Origin of the sequence: Nocardia sp. NPDC056952 (assembly GCF_042674185.1) — a bacterium.
In the GTDB taxonomy this organism is placed as follows: domain Bacteria; phylum Actinomycetota; class Actinomycetes; order Mycobacteriales; family Mycobacteriaceae; genus Nocardia.
The window spans coordinates 1-22,949 of the sequence record NZ_JBHURA010000022.1 but is presented as its reverse complement, the minus strand read 5'-3'; the positions used below and the strand labels follow the sequence as shown (position 1 = coordinate 22,949).

Annotated in this window: 13 protein-coding genes; all 13 read right to left on the bottom strand. The window is 65.9% G+C overall.

Annotated features, from left to right (window positions below; genetic code table 11):
• Nucleotides 1-304 precede the first annotated feature (304 nt).
• Nucleotides 305-1,585, bottom strand: a complete 1,281-nt coding sequence (gene murA / locus ACFTS5_RS33910; RefSeq protein ID WP_378639401.1) for a UDP-N-acetylglucosamine 1-carboxyvinyltransferase — start codon at nt 1,583-1,585, stop codon at nt 305-307.
• Nucleotides 1,586-1,676: 91 nt separating this feature from the next.
• Nucleotides 1,677-2,255 carry a cob(I)yrinic acid a,c-diamide adenosyltransferase gene (locus ACFTS5_RS33905; RefSeq protein WP_378639398.1) on the bottom strand — a complete coding sequence of 193 codons (579 nt, stop codon included), beginning with the start codon at nt 2,253-2,255 and terminating at the stop codon, nt 1,677-1,679.
• A complete protein-coding gene (locus ACFTS5_RS33900) occupies nt 2,252-2,680 on the bottom strand; it encodes a DUF2550 domain-containing protein (RefSeq protein WP_378639396.1) in 429 nt (142 codons plus the stop codon). The genes ACFTS5_RS33905 and ACFTS5_RS33900 overlap by 4 nt, the downstream gene beginning before the upstream one ends.
• A 237-nt stretch (nt 2,681-2,917) precedes the next feature.
• The gene (locus tag ACFTS5_RS33895; RefSeq protein ID WP_378639393.1) at nt 2,918-3,652 is read right to left on the bottom strand and encodes an SDR family NAD(P)-dependent oxidoreductase; all 735 of its coding nucleotides are present in this window, start codon (nt 3,650-3,652) and stop codon (nt 2,918-2,920) included.
• Nucleotides 3,649-4,920, bottom strand: coding sequence for a class I adenylate-forming enzyme family protein (locus ACFTS5_RS33890; RefSeq protein WP_378639391.1), 1,272 nt, complete (start codon nt 4,918-4,920; stop codon nt 3,649-3,651). Before ACFTS5_RS33890 ends, ACFTS5_RS33895 begins: the two co-directional genes overlap by 4 nt.
• A gap of 79 nt (nt 4,921-4,999) precedes the next feature.
• The gene (locus ACFTS5_RS33885; protein ID WP_378639388.1) at nt 5,000-5,254 is read right to left on the bottom strand and encodes an acyl carrier protein; all 255 of its coding nucleotides are present in this window, start codon (nt 5,252-5,254) and stop codon (nt 5,000-5,002) included.
• Nucleotides 5,255-5,277: 23 nt separating this feature from the next.
• Entirely contained in the window at nt 5,278-6,894 is a 1,617-nt protein-coding gene (locus ACFTS5_RS33880; protein ID WP_378639386.1) for a long-chain fatty acid--CoA ligase, read from the bottom strand.
• A 14-nt stretch (nt 6,895-6,908) separates the two neighbouring features.
• Nucleotides 6,909-7,355, bottom strand: coding sequence for a cold-shock protein (locus ACFTS5_RS33875; protein WP_378639384.1), 447 nt, complete (start codon nt 7,353-7,355; stop codon nt 6,909-6,911).
• 8 nt (nt 7,356-7,363) lie between these two features.
• Nucleotides 7,364-8,221, bottom strand: a complete 858-nt coding sequence (locus ACFTS5_RS33870) for an SAM-dependent methyltransferase (protein ID WP_378639382.1) — start codon at nt 8,219-8,221, stop codon at nt 7,364-7,366.
• Complete coding sequence (gene ccrA, locus ACFTS5_RS33865; protein WP_378639379.1) at nt 8,218-9,513, bottom strand: crotonyl-CoA carboxylase/reductase; 1,296 nt, start codon at nt 9,511-9,513, stop codon at nt 8,218-8,220. The genes ACFTS5_RS33870 and ccrA overlap by 4 nt, the downstream gene beginning before the upstream one ends.
• Before the next feature lie 41 nt (nt 9,514-9,554).
• Nucleotides 9,555-10,334: a thioesterase II family protein gene (locus tag ACFTS5_RS33860; RefSeq protein ID WP_378639377.1), complete on the bottom strand. Its 780-nt coding sequence runs from the start codon at nt 10,332-10,334 to the stop codon at nt 9,555-9,557.
• Between the two features lie 106 nt (nt 10,335-10,440).
• Nucleotides 10,441-20,472 carry a type I polyketide synthase gene (locus ACFTS5_RS33855; protein ID WP_378639374.1) on the bottom strand — a complete coding sequence of 3,344 codons (10,032 nt, stop codon included), beginning with the start codon at nt 20,470-20,472 and terminating at the stop codon, nt 10,441-10,443.
• Nucleotides 20,473-20,495: 23 nt separating this feature from the next.
• Nucleotides 20,496-22,196, bottom strand: a complete 1,701-nt coding sequence (locus tag ACFTS5_RS33850) for an SDR family NAD(P)-dependent oxidoreductase (protein ID WP_378639372.1) — start codon at nt 22,194-22,196, stop codon at nt 20,496-20,498.
• Nucleotides 22,197-22,949: the final 753 nt, after the last annotated feature.

Sequence of the window (22,949 nt, the reverse complement as noted above, 5' to 3'; positions counted from 1 at the left end):
GCTGGAACCAATATAAATATTGGCACTGACATTCATCGACACACTATTGAGTTCTCAAAGAACACACGCACACACTTCTACCCACAACTTCTCGTAGGGGTTTCGGTGAGGCAAGAGTTCAAACTTAGCTCATGGCCAACCCCGGAAGCAAGTTCCGAAGTATGTAACCCTGAACACATGATCAGTCAGGCGCTCAACGTCCTACCTCGTGTCCCAGCCAGTGGCTGAGTCGGTGTCCGTGTCGCTCTGACTCGAATAAAGTTACGTGCCGACCAACACGAAGTCAAATCGGCTGGTCAGCGGCCTATTTCGGCGCATCTACCCGTTCGACCTGTCCCCCGAGCGCCTGCATCTGCTCGACGAACCTCGGGTAACCGCGGTCGATGTGATAGACGTCGTGCACTTCGGTGACACCGTCGGCGACGAGGCCGGCGAGCACCAGGCCCGCACCCGCACGGATGTCGGAGGACCAGACCGGCGCACTGGACAACCGCGGGATCCCACGGACCACCGCGTGGTGACCGTCGGTCCGGGCATCGGAGCCGAGCCGGATCATCTCCTCCACGAACCGGAACCGCGCCTCGAAGACGTTCTCGGTGATCATCGAGGTGCCGTCGGCGATCGCGGCCAGGCCGATGGCCATCGGCTGCAGGTCGGTCGGGAAACCGGGAAACGGCAGCGTCGCGAAGTTCACCGCGCGCGGACGTTCGGCCTGTACAACCCGGAAGCCGTTGGGCTCGTAGGAGATTCGCGCACCGGCCGAGCGCAGCTTGTCCAGCACCAGGGCCAGGTGCTTGGGGTTGACACCGGTGACCCGGACATCGCCGGTGGTCATCGCGGCGGCGATCCCCCAGGTGGCGGCGACGATCCGGTCGCCGATCACCCGGTGTGTGGTGGGCGAGAGCCTCTTGACGCCCTGCACGGTGAGCACGGAGGAACCGGCACCGTCGATCTGCGCACCCATCTGGACGAGCATGGTGCACAGGTCGACGATGTCGGGCTCGCGCGCCGCATTGTCGATGACCGTCTCCCCCTCGGCCAGGACCGCGGCCATCAGGATGTTCTCGGTCGCGCCCACCGACGGGAAGTCGAGGCGGATCCGCGCGCCCTGCAACTGTTCGGCCGACGCCACGACGCAACCGTGCTCGATCGCACTGGTCGCACCGAGCAGGCGTAGGCCCGCCTGGTGCATGTCAAGGGGTCGCGAACCGATCGCATCGCCACCGGGCAGGGCCACCACGGCGCGTTTGCAGCGCGCCATCAGCGGACCGAGCACACACACCGAGGCGCGGAACTGGGTCACCGCGGGGAAGTCCGCGTGGTACTTGGGCTCGGCGGGGGTATCGATCGTCACCACCGAGTTGTCACCGCCGACGTCGTCGGAGATCGTCACATCGCAGCCGAGGCCGCGCAGCACCTCCGCCATCAGGGGGACATCGAGGATGTCCGGGCAGTTGGTGATGATGGTCGTGCCCTCGGCCAGCAACGAGGCAGCCATCAGCTTCAGCACGCTGTTCTTCGCGCCGCCGACCGCGACCTCGCCGACGAGTCGATTGCCGCCGGAGACCAGAAACCGTTCGCTCACCACGCCAGCTTATCGACCGTCACGCGACGACACGCCCCCCTGCCACGAATGAACAAGAAACCGACCGATTCTCCGCGCCGGAGAGTCGCTTTCAGCGTGGCAGCCCGCCGCCGGGCTGCCACAGGACATCGCCGGCGGGATTGGTCGCCCGGCTGAGGATGAACAGCAGGTCCGAGAGTCGGTTCAGGTATTTCGCGGGCAGCACACCGGTGTCGTCGGGGTGCGCTTCCACGGCCGCCCACGCTGATCGCTCGGCGCGGCGCACCACGGTGCGGGCTGTGTGCAACAACGCAGCCAACGGCGTGCCGCCGGGCAGGATGAACGAATTCAGCGGTGCCAGACCGTCGTTGAACTCGTCGCACCACTTCTCCAGCCGGTCGATATAGGGCTGGGTGATGCGCAGCGGCGGGTACTTCGGTTCGGCGACAACCGGGGTGGACAGATCGGCGCCCGCGTCGAACAGATCGTTCTGGATCTGTCGCAGCACCGCCAGCACAGCGGGCTCGGGCGCACCGAGCGCGACAGCGACACCGAGAGCCGCGTTGGCCTCGTCGCAGTCGGCGTAGGCGATCAGCCGGGGATCGTTCTTGGCGACACGGGAGAAATCGCTGAGACCGGTCGTCCCGTCGTCACCCGTGCGGGTATAGATCCGGGTCAAATGCACGCTCACGACGGGCCTCCACGAGTGCGGCGGGCGCGATCGGACGGTCGCGACTCCACCCAGGACAGAAAAGCCGCCATCGAACCGCGGTCGAGCGCGAGCTCGAATTTGCTGTGCGGATCGGTGACGGCTACCACCACGATGTCATCGCTCATGATGTCGAATTCGTCGCCCTGCGGCGCTCGGCGCTCGACGATCTCGAGGCCCTGCCGATGCACCGTGGAGTCGGGTCCGAATTTCAGGCTGGTCAATTTGAAGAAGACGAGGCGATCCTCGTCGTAGCGAATGAGCCCGTGCCGCCAGCCTTGGCCGCCGCGCGCGGGCAGTGAACGTAGGAGTGCGGCCGTGCCCCCGCGGCGCAACATCACCAGCCGATAGGTCGACGCACCCGCTACGAACACGAGCGTCAGCACCAGAATGATCAGGAGAACCATCCCGGTTTGCAATGCCGTACGCCCTTTCGCTCTAGCCGGTGTCCAAGACACCCCCGCATCGATATTCAATCACGCCCGCTACGGGACGCTCCGGCCGGATCGGCCATCCCCACGAAAAGGCTGCGCAATCAACTCTGCCGGCGCGGAGCCGAGGTTCCGCGCTGGCAGAAGCGTCGTTCTCGTGCGATCTGGGTCGCTTCGGCAGTCGACGTCGAACCGTGTCGCCCTTTCCTGCCTTCAGGCGGTCAGACCGCCATCCATAACCAGCACATGACCGGTGATGAAGGTGCCCGCATCCGACGCGAGGAACTGCACCGCACTCGAGACGTCGGCGGGCGAGCCGAGCCGACCGAGCGGTGTCCGGCGGCGGATCTGTTCGAGCTGTGTATCTGTCAGCCCGTGGCTCATCTCGGTGGTGAGATAGCCCGGTGCGACAGAGTTCACGGTGATACCCCGTGGCCCCAACTCCCTGGCCAGGGATCTGGTCATGCCGTCCAATCCGGCCTTCGTCGCACTGTAGACCGACAGCCCCTGGTAGCCGGAGATTCCCACGACCGAGGAAATATTGATGATTCGCCCGCTACCAGCGGTCAGCATCTTCCGAACCGCCGCCCGGGAGATATGGAGGGTTCCCTTGAGGTTCAGGTCGATCACGGTGTCGATGTCGTCGGTCCCCATCAGGCCGAGGACCCCCTCGCGAGCCACCCCGGCATTGTTGACCAGCACATCCGGGGCTCCCCACCGCTGGTTCACCTCGCCGACGAAGGATTCCACCGCTACCCGATCACAAATATCGACGACAGAGCTGAAGAACCTGGAGGCCAGCGATTGATCCGCCGCGAGGCTGTCCAGAAACGGTGACCCGGACCGACTGCAAGTCGCGACCTTGTCCCCCGATTCGAGAAACGACCGGACGAGGTCGGCGCCCAGCCCCCGACTGCCACCGGTGATGATGACAACGCGCTCACTCATAGTTCTCGCCTATCCATCTTGTTCTGCACAATCGGCAGGGAATCCACCATCCTCACGACCAGGGGGCGTTGCGCCTGCGGTAGCACTGCACAGGCGATCGAGATCGCGCGCCGCACCGACGCCGGGTCGTGTTCCTGCGCGGCGACCACATCCGCGGCCACGATCTTGCCGGTGACCGGATTGGGCCGGCCGTAGACTCTGACCAGATCGACACCGGCCACAGCGCTGATCACCTCTTCCACCGGGAGTGGATGGACTTTCACGCCACCGACGTTGATGACACTGCCCGCTCTGCCGACGAACTGGATTCGCCCGTCCCGGACGTCCACCAGATCGCCGGTCGCCACCCAATCGCCGGTACCCACCGTCGAGTCGTGGTAGCCGAACATCCCGATCCGCGACCTGGCCTGAAGTTCGCCGTCCACGATTCGAAACTGGACCAGGTCGTCCGCATTCCGATCCAGGATCGCCGTCGGCAAGCCTGCCTTGCCATCGCTCACCGAGACCGAAGAGCCGATCTCGCTGGTGGCATAGATGTGCGAAATTCTCGCGGTCGGGAATCTCTCGCGAAGCTGTCGCAGCAGCAACTCCGACACCGCTTCCCCGCCGATCGTGATCTGCCGCAGCGCGGGAGCTCCGCGGGAGTCTCCCGACATCAGCGCCAGCAGAATTCGCCAGAACGTCGGAGTGGCGCTGACGTGGTCGGCCCTGTGCTCGAGCATCGCGTCCAAGGCATCGACCGGGCTGATGCTGCGTGGCACGACCAGGGTGGCGCCGGTGGTCACCGCGTGCACGAGTACCTGCAGCCCTGCGTATTGATTGATGTTGTAAGCCAGCAGCCAGACCGCGTCAGGTGATTCGTCCGGGATACGCCCCTGGGTTGCCGACAATATGATGTTGCGCCAACGATGGCGGGTGGCCTTCGGTCTGTCCGATGTGGTTCCGCTGGTTAGGATCGTCACAGCCGGGTCCGGCGATGGGTCCGTGCCGGTGGGCCCGGGGCGATTCGCCGAAAGCACAGCGAGTTCGCCGTCGGGGGTGAACCCGATCGGCACGTGACCGTAGTGTTCGGCATTCTCGATGGCAGTCACAGCGTCCCAATGCGAAGGGTATAAACAGGCCTCGATACCTGCTTCACACGCAGCGAAAGTAAAAATGATCGAGTCGAGCACATTGTTCGCCACCAAACCGAGAGCCGATCCGGAGAATTCGGCAAACCGGTCGGCCAACGTGGACACCTGCACCATAAAATCCTGATACGTCACCACTCGGTGCTCGGTACAGAGAAATATTCGATCTCCGTACACTCGCGCACTCTGCTGTAATCGGTCGGTCAGCATCGAATCGTCAGCCGACCTGGGGCGCGGACGCCTGCTCGTAGTACTCGATGATGTCGTTGACCGTATCCGGAAAAAGACCGGTCGAGTACGGGTCGTGTCCGAAGTTGTCCTCCAGTTGCGCGGACAGCTCCGCGAACTCCAATGAGTTGAACCCCAACTCTGCCCCCAGTTTCGCTTCGGTAGCCAACTCGTCTGCACCGGCGCCGCGGCGGGCCAAGATATCTGTGATCGCGGCAACGATCACCGTACGTTCGTCGGACACTCCATACTCCTTCAGAAGAATTTTCAGCCGGTGACTATCGAATCGGGAAGCTCCCCGGATCGATACAAATCACGAATCCGCTTTTTGTCGAACTTTCCGACACTGGTCTTGGGAACCTCGTCCACGAAAACCCACCGCTCCGGAAGTTGCCACTTCGCGAATTTTCCGACGAGGTGGGTGCGCAGGGCCCGGCAATCGGCTGTCGTGTTGTCCCGCAGGGCAACAACCACCAAGGGGCGTTCGTCCCATTTCTCATCCGGAACACCGACGACGGCGGCCTCGGCAACATCGGGATGTCCCATCACGGCGTTCTCGAGTTGGACAGAAGAGATCCACTCACCACCGGACTTGATCAGATCCTTCGCCCGATCGACCAGGGTCAGGTACCCGTCCGCCGTGAGATATCCGACGTCGCCGGTTCGCAACCATCCATCGTCGAAGGAACTCTCGTCGGCTGCGGCCGGGTCGTTCGAGTAGTACGACGAGGTGATCCATGGGCCTCTGACCTGAAACTCCCCGACAGACCGACCGTCCCGGGGAAGAACCAGGCCGTGGTCGTCGACAACACGCGCGTCGATGCCCACCGGGATTCTGCCCTGACTCAGCCGGTATGCCCGATCGTCCCCGCCGTCACCTCCGGCCGGCGGTCGAGCGACCGTGACCAGGGGCGAGGTTTCCGTCATTCCCCAGGCATGCAGCAGCTGCACGCCGTGTCGTTCGCGAAACGCCGTCCACATCTCTTCTTGCAGCGCAGAACCCGCGACCATCACTTCTCGTAGATGCCGAATGTCCTGGGGTCTGCGCTCGAGTTCGGCAAGCACGCCGGTCCAGATCGTGGGTACTGCGGCGGCGAAGGTCGGGCGGGCCTGCGCCATCATGTCCAGCAGGTCCCGCGGCTTCAGAAATCGATCGGGCAGCAGCACCGACGCACCGGACAGCAGACTGGCATGGGGCAGCCCCCAACCATTGGCATGGAACATCGGGACCACCGGCAGCAGCCGATCGGTCCGTCCGATGCCCAGCCCGTTCGCGGTGCACAGATACATCGCGTGTAGCCAGTTCGAACGATGCGAGTAGACGATCCCCTTCGGTACTCCGGTCGTGCCGGAGGTGTAGCACACGCCCGCGGCGGACTGCTCCGGCACTTCGGGAAAAGGGTAGGCAGTCACCGGCTGTTCGCTGCTCAGAAGTTCGAAGCGGTGAAACCGGACCGGCCCGGGCCGATCAGGCAGGTCGCCATCGACCACGATCACATGTCGGACGACCGGCATGTACGGCAAACTGTCGCAGAACTGCTCCAGCAATGATCCGTTGACCAGCACGACCGCGGTATTGGCCTGGGTGGCGACATAACCGACCTGCTCCGGCAACAGTCGAATATTGAGCGGATTGATCACCGCGCCCATTGCCGGTATGGCGTGGTAGGCGAGGAAATGCTCATAGTTGTTCCACATGAACGTGCCGACTCGGTCGCCCCGGCCGACACCGAGACCAGCCAGCAGATGGGCGACCGTCGAGGCATCTCGCCTCAGTTGCCCGAAATCCGAATGCCGGAACTCCGAACCGGTCCAGGTCGAGATCGTGGTGTCGGCATAGATCTCCGTGCCGTGGCGCAGGAGGGTGGCATGCGACAGGGGCATCGACCCCATCGTGGTCAGCACTCCGACCGCTCCTCGACAGGAGTGGAACCAGCAGAATCAACGGCTGCCACTTCGGCAACAGCCGAGGAATCTATCCACCCGTGCTTCTCCGCCAGCGCAATGAAACCGCGCCGGAAGAGCGCAACCTCTCGGCCGGAAACGTCCGGAGCGCACGTTATGATCAGTTCGGTGAATTCATCGAGAAGGATTTCGCGGCTGAGCTGCGGTCGATCACCCGAACCGATTGCCGAATCCTCGGTCGAGCTTTCCACATTCACCGCATATTTTCCCCGATCTCCGCTCCGTGCATCGAATACGACACGCAGCCCCGGACGGACCGCCGATTCATCGATACTCGTTTCATTGACATGAAAGAAGACCTGTTCATTGCCGGAATCAGAGGCAATGAACCCGTAACCCTTCATCTCGTCGAAACGAACGACCTTACCGGTGGACAGCATATGACCCCTCACACCTTTACCGCCGAGAAGATCCCGTATCCCAGGATTCCGCGATCCCACAGCGTTTCCAAAATTTCACAAGAATCTACGAAATCCTGCCAAGCCTCGTTGCCGATCAGTCGGCAGACTGTGTCACGATGCGTTGTCGCGTTGGCGCGCCAACACGAAAAAGTTCGGCGCACCTCGGCAGACAGATCCCGACGCATATCGACTTCCAGCCCGGCAGACTGCGCGAGCTGTGCATAGGTATCCAGCGTCTCCATCCTGGCGTCGCCGAATACCCTGTTCAACAACCCGAGCTCGGTGCGCAAGGACCGCACGGCCTGAAAGCTGATCGGCTCGACCAGGATGATGTCGCACAGGGCCATCCGGCCGCCGGGGCGCAGCACCCGTCCGCACTCCCGAAGGAGGGCTTGGCGGTCACGCATCAGATGCGAGGACTCGAGTGCCCATACCTTGTCGAACGATTCGTCCGGGAACCCGTTACACATACCGTCGCGGATTTCGAAGGTCGGCACTTGCCCCGCATCGGCCGAGGCCGCCAACCGCCGGGCGCGTTCGACACCGCGACCGCTGGTTGTTATACCGACGCCGGCAACGCCATGACTTTCGACCGCCCACTGTGTCGAATTGCCGATGCCGCAACCCACATCGAGGAACCGGTCCCCGCTCCGGAAGTCCGCGGCCGCAGCCATCAGCGTGGTGAGGCGGTGCGTGGCATGCGGCAATGCCTCGTCGTCGTGTTCGAACACGCCGTAGTGGAGATCGTTACCCAGCAGCAGGGTCCAGGCATCGGTGACCCTGTCGTAGTGGACGGCCGGGCTTATGTCGAGCTGCTCGCTACCCGCCGTATCCGCCCTGCTCAACGTTCCGAATCCTGTCGAGTGGAGTTCATTGCCGCAGCAGGTCCCGCACCGACCGACACAGCCGAGTTCCCGTGCGATTGGCTGCCGTCGACCATGTCCTGGTGCGCGCGTCCGACCTCGTCGAAGGAATAGACCCGACCGAGTCGAGGATTCAACTTCCCCATCCCGGCGAGCTCGGTTACCGCACGGCAGTCACTGAGGTTGGCGAAATGTGAACCCTGCAGGCGTTTCTGCCGCATCCACAACACCCTCAGATCGAGTGTCCCGATGAAGCCTGACGTGGCGCCGCACAGCACCACCATCCCGCCCGTCTCGCACACATAGATCGACGTCGGCAGGGTATCCGCGCCGGGATGTTCGAACACGATGTCCGGCGAGCGGCGCTCGCCGAGCACATCCCAGATCGCCCGCCCGAACCTGCGAACCTCGGTGGCCCACTGCGCCGCTTCCACCGTGCCCGGATCGGGTTGCCTGCCCCAGTGCCGGAACTCGGACCGATCGATGACGCCCACCGCACCGTTGGACAGGCAGTAGTCGGCCTTGTCGGGACCCGACACCACGGCAACGGCTCGCCCGCCGTGCATTTCGACCAGCTGACACGCCATCGATCCGAGGCCGCCGGCTCCGCCCCACACCAGAACGACACTGCCCGGGACGACCCGATTCGGCGTCCACCGGGTCAACTGGCGGTACGCGGTCGCCGCCGTCAGGAGAAAGCACGCGGATTCCTCCCACGACAAGCTCTCCGGCTTGGGCAGACACTGGAACTCCGCGACCAGCGCGAATTGTGCGAAGGAGCCGAAGTTGAGCTCGTATCCCCAGGTCTTCTGACTGTCCGACATCATCGGATCGCGCCCGAACCGGATGTCCTGTGCGGTCTCATCCCAGCGTGCGCCGACCATCAGAACGTGATCGCCGACCTGGACACTGCGGGTACCTTCGCCGACCGCCCAAACGATGCCCGACCCTTCGGACCCCCCGATATGGAAGTCTTCCTTCTCGCCGTTCTTCTGCCGCGCGGCCACAACATCGAGGGGTTCCCCCATGGCAGCCCATGCGTTGTTGTAGTTGATCCCGGCTGCCATCACCGCGACGAGCACGAACCCAGGCGGGATTTCCGGCACATCGACCAATTCGGTCCGGAAAGCATCGATGGGTGCCCCATAGCGATCCGGTCTGATCACCGATGCGTACATCTGCTCCGGCACCACACCGAGCTCGGGCGAACTACCTATCTCGAAAACCTCGGCGGTCGTGTCGTACGAACCGCGCCGCAACCCTGCTCTACTCATCACATCTCATTCATCCACGCACAGTTCGGTAGCGCGTTCGGCTACGACTGCGCACCTGTCGCCGACCACTCGGCGGAAACCGACTCACGGACATAGTCGACGACCTCGTCGATTCGGTCATTGATATAGAAGTGCCCACCGTCGAAGGTCCGGAGGTCGAACCCTGCGGTGGTGTGCAGCTTCCAATCCATGACCTGCTCGATCGGCGCTCGGCGATCACTGGTCGGGGCGAGAGCTCTGATCGGCACGTCGATCTGATGCCCGTGCAGCCTCGGCAATTCCTGCTGGTACCGGACGAGCAAACCGTAATCCTGTCGCATCACCTCGACAGCCGACGCGAAGAACTCCCGGTCTGCCAGAACCCGCATATCGGTACCGCCGAGACCTTGGATTTCCGCGATAGCCTGGTCGGTGGTACGCAAGTCGGGAATATCGAACGGAACCGAAGGGGCGACGCGGGAAGAGGCGAACAAGCCGGTGAGACTCGCATTCGATCGAGCAGGCCAGCCAGACGCGATCTCGTAGGAGACGACCGCACCCATGCTGTGACCGAAAAGCGCTACCGGACCGGAGATCCGGCGTGCGATGTCGGCCTGGATGTCGGCAGCGAGTGTGCGGATGTCCGTCGCGAACGGCTCGCGCCTGCGGTCGTGCCTGCCCGGGTATTGCACCACATATACCTGCACGAACTTCGACATCGCTTCTGACAGCTTGAAGTAGTAGCTCGCCGCACCCCCGGCGTGCGGGAGCACAACCAACGACATCTTCGCGTCTTCAGTGGTATGGAATCGCCGCAGCGAGTCGGTGCCGGCATCAGCCATCGTTGTTCACCCCTTTCGAATACGGCATCGTCGGATCAGTTCTCGCGTCGGAAAGCGATGACCTCGGCATGACATTCCTCAATTCTTCGTAATGATCGAATTCGCGCTAGCCGAATTCGGCATCGATGATGGACAGCAACTCGTCGCCGGAGACCGTCGCGAGGTCACTGTCGCTTCCGGAGTTCCTCAGCTCGCGCAACTCGTGGAGGGCACCGTTCAGCCGGGTCTCGAGGGCGGAATGTGCGTCGGGATCCGACGCCGTCGATATCAGCTCCGCGACGAGACGATCGAACTCGCTCAGCCTGACTTCGGTCTGTGTCGGCTGTTTCTCGACCAGTTCCGCGGCCATATAGCCGGCAAGTGCTGCCGGAGTCGGGAAGTCGAAGACCAAGGTCGCCGGTAGTCGCAACCCCGTCGCCGCGTTGAGTCGGTTGCGCAGCTCGACCGAGGCGAGAGAATCGATCCCGACGTCGCTGAAGGGACGGTTTGCCCCGATCGCAGACGGCTGTGCATGCCCGAGCACCGATCCTGTCTCCGCCTGTACCAGCGCCACGAGCAGTGCCGTCTGCTCGTCGGCGCCCAGCCCGGCGAGTCGGCGTTTCAGTTCTTCCACCGGGTCGATCGGCTGGGCCGCCACCGGGCGCGACGCTGCTGGAAGCAATTCGCTGAGCAACGCAGGCACCGTCGCATTGCTACTGCGCAGCCACGCACGATCGAGCTTGGCCGCCACCACCGACGGCGTACCCGATGCCGACGCGTCGAGCAGTGCCATGCCCTCGTCGTCGGAGAGCGGATTGAGCCCACCGCGCCGCATGCGTTCGAGGTCGGGCTCGGTGAGGCCGGCCGTCATGCCTTTGTCATTGCCCCACGGGCCCCATGCCACCGCAACCGCGGGCAGGCCTTGCGCGCGCCGGTGATGTGCCAGCGCATCGAGGAAGGCGTTGGCGGCCGCGTAGTTGGACTGACCGGCCGTGCCGAAAACGCCTGCGGTGGAGGAGAACAATACGAAGCTCGACAGGTCGGCATCGCGAGTCAGTTCGTGCAGATGAACCGCGGCATCGAGCTTCGGCCGCAGTACGGCCGCCAAGCGATCCGGGGTGAGCGCTTCGAACAACCCGTCCGCCACGGCGCCTGCGAGGTGCACGACTCCCCGCAGCGGCATGCTCTCGGGGACACGGCTCACCAGGTCCGCGACGGCGGCGCGGTCCGCGACATCGCAGGCCACCAACTGCACGTCCACTCCCTGTTCCACGAGGTCGGCGAGCATTTCCGCTGCGCCTTCGGCGGCAGTGCCCCGGCGACTGGCGAGCACGAAACTGCGGATCCCGTGGCGTGCGGCGAGATGCCGGACCACCAGTCCTCCGAGCCCACCGGTCGCACCGGTCACCAACACTGTTCCGTTGGCGTCCCATTCGGCGCGGTTCGGGGATGGTGCGACCGGAGTGAGGCGCGGAGCGAGTACCACGCCGGACCGGATCGCCAGTTGAGGTTCGTCGTCGGGCAGCGCGATCTCGGGCAGCGCTGTCGCGTCGTCGTCGAGATCGACCAGCACGATGCGACCCGGGTACTCGGCCTGCACCGACCGCAGCAACCCCCACAGCGGAGCATTCGCCAGGTCGAGCACATCTTCGTCAGCGTGTATCGCGACCGCTCGACGGGTGGCCACCACCAGGCGGCGGGTGGCATCGTGGCCGTTGTCGGACAATCGAGCCCGGAGTCGCTCTACCGCATATCGCACCGCTTCATGGGAGCGCGAGATCAGGTCGTCGAGGCCGTGCCCGGAATCGAACTCGAGATACTCGCTCGGCACTTTCCGGGTCGGGGCGGCGGTCGAGGCAGGAACCCAACGTAGTTCGAAGAGCGAGTCCCCCACCCGCGAACTGTCGATCAGTTCGGGCGACATCGTCCGGGAAGCCAAACCATCCACCGCCAGCACGGGACGGCCGGTGGAGTCGGCGACAGCGATCGCCACCTCGCGCGACGTGCTGGTCGTGATGCGTACCCGAATGTGCCGCGCACCCGAACCGTAGATCCGCACCCCACGCCACGCGAACGGCAGCAACCGTTCGTTGACACGGCCGTCATGGACCATGGTCGGCGCTCGAAGTGCCGCGTCGAGCAGAGCCGGATGAAGGCAATACCCGGAGGCGTCCACGTCCTCGGGCAGCGTTGCTTCGGCGAACAGTTCCGAACCACGTTTCCACACGGCTTGCAGCCCGCGGAAAGCGTGACCGTAGCCGAGCCCGGCCTCTTCGGCTCGCTCGTGGTAGTCGGCCACCGGCAGCGGCTCGGCGTCGGTGGGCGGCCACTGCACCGGAAACTCCGGCGCGGGTGCGACATTCGAGCTCAACAGACCGCTCGCGGCCTTTGTCCAGGACTCGGCAGGGGCACCGTCCGCGCGGAAGTGCACAGTGAACGGCCGCCCCTGCTCCCGCTCGGCCGGGCCGACCGACAGCTGGAGCTGAACAACAGTGTGCAGCAGCACGGGTGCTTCCAGAGTCAGCTCCTCGACCGCGGCGCAACCGAGTTGGGCACCGGCCGCAGCGGCCAGTTCTACCAGCGCGGTACCGGGCAGCAGGGCGACACCGTCGATCACATGTTCGGCGAGCCAGGGAGTCGTGGTGGGTGACAATCTGGCGGAGAACAGCCACGAATTCGTCTCCGACAGCGACAGGGCGGACCCGAGCAGAGGGTGCGCGACCGTGTCGAACCCGAGCCCGACCGCATTGCTCGGCGCGGCGGCGGGTTCCAGCCAGAACCGCTGGTGCTGAAAGGCGTAGGTGGGCAGGTCCGCATGCTCGGCTCCGCTACCTGTGAAGTACCGCGGCCAGTCGACCGCCCCGCCACGACCATGAACGCCACAGAGGGCAGCGAGTACGGTGCGCTCCTCCTCACGATCGGCACGCATGACCGCGAAGGAGGGTGCTCCGGTGCACTCCTGCGCGAGTGCGCTGAGGGTGCCGTCCGGGCCGAATTCGAGGAACGTGACCTCACCCTTACCGGCAGCCGAACGCACAGCATCGGCGAATCTGACGGTTTCTCGCACATTGCGAACCCAGTAGTCGGGCGAACACACCTCGGCGGCCGACAGCTGCGCACCGGTGACAGCGGAGATGAACGGAATCACCGGCGGTGAGTAGTCCACGCTCGCACAGATATCGGCGTACGCGGCGAGCATCGGATCCATCAGAGCGGAGTGGAAGGCGTGCGACACGTTCAGCCGACGAGCCCGGATACCCTGAGCGATGAGCTCCTTTTCGGTATCGGCTATGTCGTTCTCGCTGCCGGACAACACAATAGAGTCCGAGGCATTGACCGCGGCGAGATCGAGCCGGTCGCCGAAGAGCACTCGCATCTGGTCCTCACCCGCACGCACGGCGAGCATCGCACCGCCCGCCGGCAGCTGCTGCATCAACCGGCCGCGCGCGGCGACCAGCCGCGCGGCATCAGCGAGAGTCAGCACTCCCGCGATATGCGCCGCGGCTATCTCGCCGACCGAATGACCGACCACCGCATCGGGTTTCAGCCCCCAGTGCTCGAACAGCCGGTGGAGCGCGACCTCGAGCGCGAACAGTGCGGGCTGGGCGTACTCGGTGCGGTCGAGGGCGTGCGCATCGGTGAAGACGACTTCTCGCAGCGGGCGCTCCAGCTGCAGATCGAGGTGCGCGCACACAGCGTCGAAAGCGTCGGCGAAGGCCGGGAACTCCGCGTAGAGCTCACGTCCCATGCCGGCTCGCTGCGTTCCCTGGCCGGAGAACAGCAGCACCAGCCGTCCGCGTACCGCGTCACCGACCAGCGCGCCCGGAGCCGGCTGACCTGCCGCCAGCGCGGTGAGTCCCTCGCGCAACTCCGTCGGCGTCCGAGCCAGGATCGCCACCCGATGCTCGAAATGCGCCCGACCGACAGCGAGCGTCGCTGCCGCATGGAGTGGATCGCCGACTTCGGTCTCCAGCAGATTGCGAGCCTGGGTTCGCAATGCATGGTCGGTCCGGCCGGACAACAGCCACGGCAGCAGTGACGAACCCGAATCCCGTCGGGTCTGCTCGGGCTCCGGCGGAGCCTGCTCGATGATCAGGTGCGCGTTCGTACCGCTGACGCCGAAAGCCGACACACCAGCGCGCCGGATTCGGCCGGTATCGGGCCATTCCGTGTTCTCGGCGACGAGATCGACGGCGCCGCTGGACCAGTCGACCTGCGGGGTCGGCTCGGTCAGGTGCAGCGTCTTCGGAATGACACTGTGGCGCAGTGCCAGCACCATCTTGATGACGCCGGCGATGCCCGCCGCCGCCTGTGTGTGCCCGATATTCGACTTCATCGAGCCGAGGAGGAGCGGCTGCGCACGGTCCTGTCCGTAGACCGCGAGCAATGCCTGTGCTTCGATCGGGTCGCCGAGTGTGGTCGCGGTTCCGTGCGCCTCCACGGCGTCGATATCGGAAGGCGACAATCCCGATGCCGCCAGTGCCTGGCGGATCACCCGCTGCTGGGAGGGCCCGTTGGGCGCGGTGAGCCCATTCGAGGCACCGTCGGAGTTGACCGCCGAACCTCGAATCACGGCGAGAACCCGATGCCCGTTTCGCCGCGCATCCGAAAGCCGTTCCAGCGCGAGGAATCCCACGCCCTCACCCCAGCCGGTCCCGGATGCGTCCCGGTCGAACGGGCGACAGCGGCCGTCACGAGCCAGACCCCCTTGGCGGGAGAACTCGATGAATCCGGCAGGCGTTGACAGCACGGCGGCGGCACCGACCAGGGCCAGCGAGCATTCCCCGCGGTGCAGTGCTTGTCCGGCCAGATGCATTGCCACCAGTGAGGACGAGCACGCGGTGTCGACCGTCACGGCCGGGCCCTCCAGCCCCAGCTGATAGGCGATCCGGCCCGACATCACCGCGGCGGCGCTGCCGGTCAGCGCGTATCCGTCCGAGGCGGCGGGAGTCGACACCAGTTGCGCCGCGTAGTCGTGCGAAGCGCCGCCGACGAAAACGCCGGTGTCGCTGCCGCGCAGCGAGGTCGGGTCGATCCCGGATCGCTCGAGCACCTCCCAGGAGGTCTCCAGCAGGAGTCGCTGCTGCGGATCCATCGCCGCGGCTTCGCGGGGCGAGATTCCGAAGAAGTCCGCATCGAATCCACCGGCGTCCGTCAGGAAAGCGCCCTCGTTCGCATAGGAGGTGCCGGAGCGCACCCCCTCGGGGTCGTACAACTGCTCCAGATCCCAGCCGCGGTCGACGGGGAAGGAGCCCACCGCGTCTACCCCGTCGATCAGCAACCGCCACAGGTCTTCCGGCGATGCCACCTCGCCCGGGAAGCGACATGCCATGCCGATGATGGCCAACGGCTCGTCCTCGACGGGGGCCGGAGCCCGCGTCGCCGGTGTGCTGCCGGGCAACTCACCCAGCAGGTAGCGGGCCACCGCCTCGGGTGTCGGGTGGTCGAACACCAGGGTCGCGGGTAGCCGCAGGCCGAGGGCCGAGCCCAGCCGGTTGCGGAGTTCGATGGCGGTGAGGGAATCCAGACCCAGATCCTTGAACGCCCGGTCGGGGCCGATCGTGTCCGGGGAGGTGTGTCCTAGCACGGCGGCTACCGCGGAGCACACCGTTTCGAGTAGCAGCGTGTGTCGTTCGGCAGTGGTCAGTGTGGTGGCATCCAGCGGGTGCACGCCCGGGTTCCCACCCGGTAGCCCTCCGTCCCGCAACGCGTGCACGACCTCGGGGATCTCACCGAGCAGCGGGCTGGGCCGGACGGCGGTGAAGGTGGGAGCGAAGCGGCCCCAGTCCAGGTCGGCAACCGTCAGGTTGGTTTCCTGGTCGTCGAGTGCTTCCCACAGCGCGCGCAGCGCGAGCTCGGGCGCCATCAGCCGCAGTCCCAGCCGATGGGCTCGGGTGGCCGCAGCATCGTCCACCATGCCGCCGCCTGCCCAGCCACCCCAGGCGATCGCGGTCGCGGGTTCGCCGCGCTGCCGACGTTGCTGGGCGAGGGCATCGACGTAGGCGTTGGCCGCGGCATAGGCGGCCTGACGCGCGCTACCCCAGGTCGCTGCCCCCGAGGAGAACAGTACGAAGGCATCGAGCGTGCGGCCGGCGAGCAGTTCGTCGAGATGCCCGGCGCCGGCGCCCTTGGCGGCGAACACTGACGCGAATTCCTCCGAGGTCATCTCCGCCAGGGGGCGATCCTGAGCGACCCCGGCCAGATGCACCACCGCGTTCAGCGTGGGCAGCCGGTCGAGCAGCGCCGCCAGCGCCGCCCGATCGGACACCTCGCAGGACTCGAATGTCACTGTGGTACCGAATGATTCGATAGCACCGCGCAGCGTCGAATCTGCCGCTTTCGCGCCACGGCGGCTGACCAGCACCAGATGCTCGGCGCCTTCGGCGGCAAGTCGGCGCGCCACCTGTGCGCCGATCGCACCGGTGCCGCCGGTCACCAGAATCGTGCCGCGCGGTCGCCACGAACTACGGTCCACTTCCTGCTCTGGGCGGGCGTGGCGGACCATTCGGCGAACGAAGACCGCGGAGTCCCGGATGGCGACCTGATCTTCGTCACCGGGTGCGACCAGCAGACCGGCGAGCCGATCCAGCGCACGGTCGCCGATTCGTTCGGGGATGTCGACGAGCCCCTGCCACAGATCCGGGAACTCCAGTGCCGCAACTACTCCGAACCCCCAGTGCGCCGCCTGCAGCGGTCGCCGCAACTGATCCGATCGGCCGATCGAAACGGCGCCGCTCGTGATGCACCACAGCCGGGTATCGATACCGGCGCCGGCGAGCGCCTGGAGGATGCCGTGTGTACGGGCCAACCCCTCGGGCACGAGGGGCTCCAGGGCCGATGGTTGTTCGTCGAGTCCGGTGAGAAGCAGCACGCCCGAGATCTCGTGGTCCCCGAACGCGGCCAGCAGATCCTCGGGCCCGACTGCGATGATGTCAGCTCCGCGAGCCCGCAGGCCTGCGACCACGTTGTCTGCAAGCTCCAGGGCTTCCGTTCCGGAAGGAACCACCGCGAGCCAGGTCCCGTGCAGGCGGCTCGCCGGCTCGACCCGACTCGGGCGCCACCGAATCGCGTAACGCCACTGGTCGACGGTGGACCCGTCCACACTGTTCTTGCGCCACTGCGACAACGTGGGCAGAACCGCGCCCCAGTCCCGGATCTGGTCATCGGTGAGGACCAGGGTTCGGCTGAGCGCCGCCAAGTCACCGTCGTCGACGGCCGACCAGAACTCCTGCGCGTGTCGTTGTTCCTGCACTGCGGTTCGTTCCGGCGCCGGCTTCGCGTCGAGCCAGTGCCGATCGCGCAGGAAAGGATAGGTGGGCAACGCAGTTCGCGACGCCTGCCGGGCAGCGAACAAGGTGTTCCAGTCGACCGGCACACCGGCCACGTGTGCTTCGGCGAGCGCAGCCAAGAATCGTTCGGGACCGCCCTCCTGCCGTCGGAGGGAGGTGAGCAGGAGCGGATCGACACCCGCGACTTCCGCGGTTTCGGTGATCGCGGGCCCCAGGGCGGGATGCGGTCCCAATTCCAGGAACGTCTGATACCCGGATTCCACCAGGCTTCGCACCGCGGCCTCGAACAAGACCGGTTGACGCACGTTCCGGAACCAGTAGTCGGCGTCCATGGTGGCGGTCTCGATCGGCCCGCCGGTAACGGTGGAGTAGAACGGAATGTCGGCCGGTCGGGGCGTTACCGGAGCGAGGTCGTTCAGCAGCCGGTCGCGAAGGGGATCGATTTGGGGTGAGTGCGCGGCGATACCGATCCGCAGCACCGTGGAGCGGATGCCTTCGGCGTTCAGTTCTTCGAGCAGTTCGCCCAGCGCGCCGGGGTCGCCGGTGACGGCTACCTGAACCGGGCTGTTCACCGCGGCGATCGAGAGCAGACCGTCGAACCGCTCGAGTCGCGGCCGCATCTGCTCGACCGGAAGGGCGACCGAGGCCATGGTGCCCTTGCCCGACAGGCGTGCCCAGGCCCTCGCGCGCAGGCCGACCACCCGAGCGGCGTCGCTCAGCGACAGCACTCCGGCAACGTAAGCCGCGGCGACCTCGCCCTGTGAGTGTCCGACGACCGCCGCCGGGTGCACGCCGAAGGCCCGCCACAGCCGGGCCAACGACACCATGACCGCGAAAAGAACCGGCTGCACCACATCGATCCGGTCGAGTGTGGGGGCACCTGGCTCACCGCGCAACACAGCCGTTGGCGAGTAGTCGAGGAATTCCGACAGCGCCTTTTCGCACTCACCGAACTGTTCCAGGAAGACCGGTGACGAGTCGAGTAGGCCGGCGGCCATGCCCTGCCATTGCGTGCCTTGACCGGGAAAGACGAAAACCACCCCGCCGGGCGCGGTGGATCGCCCGCGGGTAACTGCGCTGTTGGTGCCGCCCTCGGACACCGCGCGCAGACCCGTGTCAAATCCCGCGGGGTCGGCGGCGAGCACGACTGCGCGGTGCTCCAGGCCCGTCCTGGTGGTCGCGAGCGAGACTCCGGTGTCGGCGATCGGCGGGGCGGCCTCGTCGGTGAACTCCATGAGGTTGCGCGCGTTCGCTTCCAGCGCTCGCTCATCGCGAGCGGAGAGAACCCAGGGCAGCAGCGGGGTGTCGATCGGGGCCACTGCCACCGGTAGCGGGACCGGTTCGGCATCCCGGACATCTTGCTCGATGATCACGTGCGCATTGGTGCCGCTGATTCCGAAGGCCGACACACCGGCGCGGCGCGGCCGGTCGGCGTCCGGCCAGCTGGTGGTTTCGGTGAGCAGGCGCACCGCGCCGGCGGACCAGTCCACCTGGGTGGTCGGCTCGGCGACGTGCAGAGTTCGGGGCGCGAGGCCGTATCGGATCGCCTGCACCATCTTGATCACGCCGGCCACCCCGGCCGCGGCTTGGGTGTGGCCGATATTCGATTTGACCGATCCGAGCAGCAATGGCCGGTCGCCCGTACGGTCCTGCCCGTAGGTCGCCAGCAGAGCCCCGACTTCGATGGGATCTCCCAGGCGCGTGCCAGTTCCGTGGCCTTCGACGACGTCGACGTGCGCCGCGGTCAAGCCGGCGTCGGCGAGCGCCGCGGCGATGACTCGTTGCTGCGCGGGGCCGCTCGGCGCCGACAAGCCGTTCGAGGCACCGTCCTGATTGACAGCCGAACCGGCGAGAACAGCGAGTACGGGGTGCCCGTTGCGCCGCGCGTCGGCCAACCGCTCGAGGACGAGGACGCCCGCACCTTCACCCCAGCCCATGCCTGCGGCGTCGGAGTCGTATGCCCGGCATCGTCCGTCTTCGGCGAGCACCTGCTGGCGTGCCAATTCCGTGAGAACCGTCGGTGTGGCGATCACTGTGGCGCCCGCGGCGAGCGCGAGACCGCATTCTCCGCGTCGCAGGGACTGCGCCGCCAGATGCATGGCCACCAATGACGATGAGCAGGCCGTATCGATCGTGACGGCGGGGCCCTCGAGCCCGAAGGTATAGGCGATGCGGCCGGAGGCGACACTGGCGGCATTGCCGGTGAGCAGGTGCCCCTCGGCGTCGTCGGACGCACCCGCGAGGTTGCGGTAGTCGCTGCCCGCGGCGCCGACGAAGACGCCGGTATCGGTGCCTCGCAGCGCGTCGATATCGAGCCCGGCGGCCTCGAAGGCCTCCCACGAGGTTTCCAGCAGGATCCGGTGCTGCGGGTCCATGGCGGCGGCCTCGCGAGGACTGATCCCGAAGAAGGCCGCGTCGAAAAGATCTATGCCGGTGAGGAATCCACCGGCCCGCGCGTACACCTTGCCGGGGCGCCCGCGTTCGGGGTCGTACAGCGAGTCCAGGTCCCACCCACGATCCACGGGCAGCGCGGTGACGGCGTCCACCCCGTCGACGACAGTGCGCCACAGCTTTTCCGGCGAATCGATACCGCCCGGGAATCGGCAGGACATGCCGATGATGGCCACGGGTTCAGATGTCCGGGAATGTGTTTCGGCGAGTTGCTGCCGAGTGCGATGCAATTCGGTGGTAACCCACCGGAGGTTGTCACGCAGCTGCTTTTCATTCGCCATGTGAGTCGCTTTCTCCTGCTGATTTCGGTGTCTGCCCATTCCGATCGCCGCTCGGTCGGCTACCGCGAAGTGTTGATTCGATGGGGTGAGAACGCCGTACGTGACGAAGGCTAATGAGAAGTGCACCCCTGTCGGCAACCCCTGACCCACCCCTCTCGGGGTTACGACCTTCCGAACTCGGTCCGGATGAAGTCGAAGAGATCCTCGTCGGTGGCCGATTCGAGATCGGCGGCCACCGAGGTGGGATCGGATTCGGAGCACGCGATCGCCAACGCCTGCAGCCTGGCGGCCCATTGCAGACGGGTGGACTGATCGAGGCCGGTCGCGGCGGCGCCGAGGGAAACCTCGAGGCGGTCGAGCTGATCCGTGAAGGAGAGCTCTTCGGCCATCACCGGCACGGCGAGACCGTCGAGCAGGTAGCGCACGAGATCGCGGACCGTGGGGTGGTCGAACACGACGGCCGGTGGAAGTCGAAGGCCGGTTTCGGCGGCGAGGCGGTTTCGCAGTTCCACTGCCGCGAGCGAGTCGAAGCCCAGATCACGGAATGCTCGATCTGCGTCGATCGCCGCCGGAGAATCGTGCCCGAGGACAGAGCCGACAATGCGGCGCACTGCTTCGAGCAGCAGCTGTTCGCGTTCGGCTGCGGGTGCCGCTTCCACTCTGGCGCGCAGCGCGGGAATCCGGTCGGGCTTGCGGTCGGGTCCACCACCCGATTCCCCGGTCAGCGACCGGTACATCGGGTCCAGGGTGTCCGCGCCGGCCGCCTCGTGCCAGAAGGGCCAATCCACTTCCGCTACTACGACATTCGGATCGGGGTGATGCACGACTCGGTGGAGGGCCGCAAGAGCCCGGTCGACGGCGAGTGCCGGTACACCGTTCCACTCCTCGACCCGCCGCAGCGCCGCGCTCATCCCCGCACCCGCCCACGGTCCCCAGGCGATGGAGATCGCCGGAAGTCCCATCGCGCGGCGTTGCGCGGCCAGGGCGTCGAGGTAGGCGTTGCCCGGCGCGTAGTTCGATTGACCGAACGATCCGAAAGTTCCGGCGAGGGAGGAGAACAGCACGAAGGCCGACAGGTCACGATTCCGGGTCGCCTCGTGCAGGTTCACCGCACCGAGCAGTTTGGCGCGTAGCGCTCGGTTCATCTGGTCGGGGGTGAGCTTGTCGATCGTGCTGTCGTCGAGTTGTCCTGCGGCGTGCACGACGGCAGTGAGTGGTTGCTGGTCCGGGATCTGGTCGAGTACTGCGTTCAGGGCTGCCCGGTCGCCGATGTCACAGCCAACCACGGTGACCGCGGCGCCGCAGGCAGCGAGCTCGTCGCGCAGCGCGGTGGCCCCGGGAGCATCCATGCCCTGCCTGCTGAGCAGCACCAGGTGCTCGGCTCCGTGCGTGGCGAGCCCGCGCGCCACATGCGCGCCGAGTGCGCCGGTACCGCCGGTGATCAGCACAGTCCCGGAGGGTTCCCACGCCGGGTTTTCCGAGATGCTGGTCCGGGTCAGACGGCGGGTGAGCGTCCGTGCCCCGCGAACAGCCCACTGGTCAGCGACGTCGGCTCCCGCGAGGATCCGGCCGAGCAGCGTGATCGCCGTGGCATCGGGGGCAGCGGGTAGGTCCACGATGCCGCCCCACCGCTGTGGGATCTCCGTTGCCAGCACCCGAGCCAAGCCCCATACGGTGGCCTGGTCGAGTCCGCTCACCGCGTCGGTGCCGGAGGTCATCTGCGCGTCGGTGGTCAGGATCCACAGTGGCGCCCGGGTGTCCGCGTCACCGAGTGCCTGGGTCAGGGTCACCGTGGTCAGCAAACCGCGCGGAACCGATTCGTGTTCTGGGTCGAACGCCTCGTCGAGGGCGAGCAGAGACACCACACCTACGGCCGTGTCGTGGTCTCGAAGACGTTCGGCGAGTTCGGCACGGTCCTGGCCTGCCTCGACAACCATCGGCACGAGTTCGAGTTCGCAGGTATTCGCGATCAGATCAGCGATCTGCTCGGCACCTGAATGGCCGCGCGGGACAACCACCAGCCAAGGGCCGGCGGCCGGTTGCGGGTCCGGTGTGGTGGCCGTGGTCCATTGCGTTCGGTAGGACCACCGGTCGAGGGCAGCGTCCGTCTCCGTTCTCCCGGTCGCCGGTACCCCAGGGTCGAGCCAAAATCGTTCCCGCTCGAATGGATACGTCGGCAGATCGACCGACCTGCCACCACCAACCAACCCACCCCAACCCACACCCACACCCGACACCCACAACTGCCCCAACCCCTCCACCAACACCCGCACCTCATCGCGCCCCCCACGCATCGACGCCGCCACTACCGCATCCACACCCACCCCGCACTCACGCACCAACGACGCCAACACCGCATCCGGACCCAACTCCAGAAAACGTGTCACTCCGTGATCGACAAGCGTCGCGACACCATCACCGAAACGCACAGCCTCCCGCACATGCCCCACCCAATACCCCGGCTCACACACCTCCCCCGACACCAGACCACCGGTCACATTCGACACCAAACCGACACGAGGAACACCGAACTCGACCCCCGCACACACCTGCGCGAACTCCTCGAGCATCGGCTCCATCAACAACGAATGAAACGCATGCGACACCCGCAACCG